We start from the raw sequence: 5,158 nt of genomic DNA, 5'->3' as shown, positions 1-5,158 counted from the left end.
CTGATCAGATCGTAGGTTCTTGATTTAGTTCCATTGAATTACGCAACAAAGCCGCCCATAAGTAACCCGCTTTACATAACTAAAGAAAGAATAATACTTAGAACCTTTTACGCATACTTTGAAATACTTAACAAATGCAATAGCTTATAACGAAAAGTTAAAGCGTGAACAACGCAATACCGAAGCTACTGCAAACACCTTAATCACTAAAACCAACACACAGTAAAAATGCCACGCGTTGCGAATCACCCTTAAACAGTTTGTATGGATAATAAGCACTCAAAACAATTAAGAGTCACAGTCCTGAACGAATCGTTATTGAAGCTACAGGCCGATTAGAAATGCCTTTTGTTCTTGCATATGCAGAGGCTCAATTACCTATTGTCAGAGCAAACCCTGTCCATATAAAACGATTCGCTGGTGCTATTGGCCGCAGAGCCAAAAAACATACGCCTAATTAGTGATTTAGTCATTCGCCGAAACCAGTTGTTATCCATGCAAACCATGGAAAAGAACCGAATCCAGATACTTCCCGCCTCTCTCCATCCGACTATCAAACCAATGCTAACCACAATAAAAAATCAAATCACCAAGTTAGAAGAAAAGCTCGTTAAACTCATTGAAGATAGCCCTGAATACCAAGCTAAAAACACAATATTGCAAAGCGTCCCAGGAATAGGAAACATTGCCGCTGCATCAATAATTAGCAACGTACCTGAACTTGGTTACATCACGAATAAACAAGCAGCATCACTGATTGGTGTCGCTCCAATAACACGCGAAAGTGGGCGCTACAAAGGTAAGCGCGTGATCCAAGGCGGTCGAGCGCAAGTACGCACAGTGTTATATATGGCAATGATGTCAGCCATGCAATGTAACCCCGTATTCAAAGCGACTTATGCTCGACTTTTAGCTGCCGGAAAGCCTAAGAAAGTCGCAATAATCGCGTGTGTTCGAAAGATGGTTGTGACCCTAAACTCTATGCTGAGAGATGGCGCCATGTGGAATGAAAGTACAGCCAAAAACTAATCATTGACGCCATAGTCGTTTGTTAGCTGAAATTTTACTACAGATGTTTTTTGCAGTAGACAATAAAGTCTTGGTGTTTGTTATATAACTCACTAGCCAATTTGTTTAGAGTTGATATCTCATCACAGACATGTTGAGGAATGATGTCAAACTCTGGGTCAATGTTTTTGGGATAAACAGTTAGAGTATCTCTATCCTTAGGAACCATATATTGACAAACTTTGTATCTAAAATCAGTTGCCAATTTGTAAAATTCAGCTTTTTTTGATTCTATATCATCGTCATTAAACGTAAATTCAGCTCCTTCCCAAAAATGCATAAAATCATCAATAGCCTTCATTGAGGATTTACTAACACGCGATCCAAAATCCGTGTCTTTCAACATCAGAACTGTTTCTCCAGATGAGGGAAACAACAAAACAAATTTGTCATAAAGTGCTAAATCTATTTTTCGTTTTTCTCGCTTTATTTCGAAGGATAGCGTGTCTAGTTTATACGATATGACTTTATATATGGCATTGTGAACTAAAGAAGACAATATCAATACATAACCCATAGTGTTGTTATTTTCTTCTACTTTTGGTACTTCTAGCGGAGATATTGATGAAAGGTTTAAAATTCCAATTATCCAATTACAAAGTGCCACTTTAAACTCAACAGGAGTTGTTATAATCAAAATTCCTGCTGAAGCAACAGCCCATGTCAATTTATTGGTAAAGTCTGGAAACAACCATTTATTCAAGAATTTTAAAACTATTTCCATCAGATCAACTTTCACTTACTACCTCTTTAATTTCCCGAACCAAAACCATTTCAGCTAACGCCCAATTCTTGCGAATCCCCTCATAATTAGGCATAAAAACAATGAGGTAGACGCGCATCGCCGTCTTTGATCTAATGAATATCGCTGAACACACATTTCGAACAAGTGAACTAACGATGCGCGATATTCAGATTTTACAACAAACCATACAAAACCAATGCCCCTCCATTCACAAAAAACGCGTTAGTTCTCTGATACTTGCTACAAAAAGTGTACTTGACGGCTCAGACTTAACGCTAACTAAACTAGGTCGCAAACTGGAAACTAATACCACGGTAAAACATGCGATCAAACGCGTTGATAGACTGCTTGGAAATCGCCAACTACATCGTGAAAAAGACCTAATTTATAAATGGCATGCCTACTTAATAACGGGCGCCAACTCATGCCCTGTGATCCTTGTGGATTGGTCTGATGTTCGTGAACAACTTCGTTATATGACGTTAAGAGCATCCGTTGCACTTGATGGTCGAGCCATCACAATCTTTGAACAAGTTTTTGAGTATGGCCAATATAATTCACCGAAAAGTCACCAAACATTCCTCGATAAATTGCAGAGTATTTTACCCAGTAAAACCAGTCCAATCATCGTTTCTGATGCGGGTTTTCGAAATACTTGGTTCCGACAAGTTCAAGAGAAAGGCTGGTTTTGGTTAGGTCGTGTCCGAGGTGAAGTATCAATCAAACAACCTCATAAACCTTGGGTCTCAAATAAAACCTTTTATCCAACCGCTGTCCATAAACCCAAATATCTTGGCCGCTGCTTACTAGCAAAGAGATCACCGATATCTTGTGAAGCCTATGTTTATAAGGGATTAGAAAAAGGCCGAAAAGCCCAGCGCCATAGTAGAACCAGCCAAAAACACTCCGCTACACATCTCTACCAGCGCAGTGCGAAGGAGCCGTGGCTACTCGCGACGAATGTCCCTAGACATATCTTAAATGAAGTACAAATTACCAATCTGTACGCCAAGCGTATGCAGATAGAAGAGGCCTTCCGCGATCTAAAGAGTACCGCCTATGGGATCGCACTTCGTCACAACAGAACTCGTTGTACTAAGCGATTAGATATCCTGCTTCTTATTGCGTTGCTCGCTGAAATCTTGATGTGGTGGAATGGCCTCATTGCAGTACAGGCCAAATGGCATTTTGACTTCCAAGCCAACAGCATTAAACACCGTCGAGTTCTCTCCATACCTCGTCTAGGGAGAGAGGTTCGAAATCATCGGCGATATCAAATTAATGAATCCCAATATCAATGGGGAATGTTCGAATATCAAAGGCTCACACACAACGCAGGACTAGGGAAATTATGAGGGGATCCGTCAGCGCCGCATTAAGTAGTGAGCAACGCCACCACCCTACCTAAAACATTGCCACCTTAAACACTAAAGCTGACCCAAACTGAAAATGCTATGCGTTGGGAATGATCTTCACCCGATAAAATGGACACCCTATTCTCTTTAACCCGTCACGACTTCATACTCATGTGGGGTTCGATATCCGAGACTTGAGTGCAGTCTATAACGGTTATAAAAATGCTGGATATAACCGGCAAGTTTATCTCTAAGCTGCTTCTCACTTTTAAAACTATTTTTCCTAATTATGTCGCCTTTGAGCGTATGGAAGAATGACTCCACCTCCGCATTATCGGTGCAATGACCTGGACGATTCATACTTGGGACAATTCCATTTTTTGATAATAAAGCTTGAACTTCATGGGCTCGATATTCAGAGCCTCTGTCGGTATGAAACAATAAGCGCTCTTGTGGCTTTCGATTTCTAATGGCCATTCTCAACGAACTCATCGTTAGCTGTGTACTCTTCTTACTACCAAGCGACCAACCGACGATTTTACGTGAGTAAAGGTCGATAACGACGGCTAGATACATCCAACGTTTACCTTGCTTTATATACGTTAGATCTCCAGACCATTGTTGATTAACTGCCGTTGGTTTTGGTGTGTCTTTTTTAATATTCTTAATCGATTGATAGAACCGATGTAGCTTGGCCATTTTCATGTAAATGCGATAACTTCGTGCTCTTAGCCCTTGCTCTCTCATGATCCGAGCCACACGCTTGCGGCTAACCAAAACGCCTTGGCGCCTCAGTTCTGCATGAACTCGTGGGCTGCCGTAAGTCTCTCGACTCTGGGTAAACACTTTAATTATACGCTTCTTCAAAGCCTGCTCTTCTTGATCGTAGCGGCTTGGTTCTCTATCAAGCCATGCGTAGTAACCCGACTTAGAAACAGATAGAAAACGGCACATCAATACAATGGAATAACGCGTTTTGTAATGGGCTATGAATCGGAATTTTGTCGATTTTCTTGGGCAACGAATCGTTGCCACTTTTTTAGCAAGTCATTCTCGAGCTTAAGTTGTTCATTCTGACGTTCGAGCTCTGCAATCCGACTAGACTCAGTTTTCTGGCTCGGGATCTGAGTCCTTTTCTTACGTTTATCTTCCATAATAACCCCTTCTCTATAGTCCTTTCGCCATTTAGAAAGCATATAAGGGTGGATATCTAATGATAGCGCCACGCTTTTAACTGTAGCTCCTTCTCGAAGCGAAAGTCGGACAGCAGTTACCTTAAATTCCGTAAGATATTGTTGAGTTTTTTTACCTGATTTATAAGCTGGCATAAACACCTCCAATTACAATTGAAGGTGTCCACTAGATCGGGTCAACTACAGAATCCGTCTTAAACGCTTTGTTAGGCTTATGGGTTAAAACGAGCACATAACTTGGTAATCAACCGACTTGAAGCTCTAGGAAACATTTTAGACACTTCTCTTGGGTTAAGGTTGGATAGAGAACCAAATGTATTGAAAATTTGACGAATGGCATTAGGGTATAACTGAAGAAGTTCTCTGACATATTTCCACGACAAATCATATTTAGTTGAGCCACAACTATCCCACTTAACTCCACAATGTCTCTCCATAAAACTGTGAGAAAAGTTAACAGCAACACCCTCTTCCAACCATGAGACCTGTGTAATACCAACTGGACTCAAAGTATGAATTGCTTCGTGTGATAACTGATAATAAGCCCTATACACTTCTCTACGACAATTTTCCGATATAGTCACAAGCAAATGGTGATTGCTCGGATACGTGACATCCGGGTTACCATTGCGAAACTGGACAGGAAGTAAAGCACGTTGAGATCTTGATTTTCCGTATTTATCTTCAGCTTCTTTCACCGCGTATTTTAGTATTTTGTCCATTGATTCCTCTTTGTAAGCCTAACGCTTAAGTATTTATCCGTTGTCGTAGCACAATGGATAAATACCTGTTGGACT

The 5,158-nt window shown here is 40.7% G+C and carries 4 protein-coding genes and 1 pseudogene; 2 read left to right on the top strand and 3 right to left on the bottom strand.

Going from position 1 to position 5,158, the window contains the following annotated elements; translation table 11 throughout:
* Positions 1-275 precede the first annotated feature (275 nt).
* Positions 276-1,029 (top strand): annotated as a pseudogene (locus AB6D07_RS22520) (IS110 family transposase); the annotation flags it as partial.
* Positions 1,030-1,066: 37 nt separating this feature from the next.
* On the opposite strand, the gene AB6D07_RS22515 reads toward AB6D07_RS22520, so the two are convergent.
* A complete protein-coding gene (locus tag AB6D07_RS22515; protein ID WP_017103059.1) occupies positions 1,067-1,807 on the bottom strand; it encodes a hypothetical protein in 741 nt (246 codons plus the stop codon).
* Positions 1,808-1,968: 161 nt separating this feature from the next.
* Between AB6D07_RS22515 and AB6D07_RS22510 the strand changes: the two genes are divergently transcribed.
* A complete protein-coding gene (locus AB6D07_RS22510; protein WP_372092293.1) occupies positions 1,969-3,168 on the top strand; it encodes an IS4 family transposase in 1,200 nt (399 codons plus the stop codon).
* A 147-nt stretch (positions 3,169-3,315) separates the two neighbouring features.
* Here AB6D07_RS22510 and AB6D07_RS22505 read toward each other — a convergent pair.
* A protein-coding gene (locus AB6D07_RS22505; RefSeq protein WP_102479999.1) for an IS3-like element ISVisp1 family transposase occupies positions 3,316-4,496 on the bottom strand; the annotation gives its coding sequence in 2 pieces (ribosomal slippage) (positions 3,316-4,211 and positions 4,211-4,496; 1,182 coding nt in all).
* 77 nt (positions 4,497-4,573) lie between these two features.
* Positions 4,574-5,083, bottom strand: coding sequence for a hypothetical protein (locus AB6D07_RS22500; RefSeq protein WP_017103899.1), 510 nt, complete (start codon positions 5,081-5,083; stop codon positions 4,574-4,576).
* Positions 5,084-5,158: the final 75 nt, after the last annotated feature.

Origin of the sequence: Vibrio sp. 10N.239.312.C11 (assembly GCF_041466065.1) — a bacterium.
GTDB classification, from domain to species: Bacteria; Pseudomonadota; Gammaproteobacteria; order Enterobacterales; family Vibrionaceae; genus Vibrio; species Vibrio tasmaniensis_A.
This window is presented reverse-complemented; position numbering and strand designations above follow the sequence as displayed.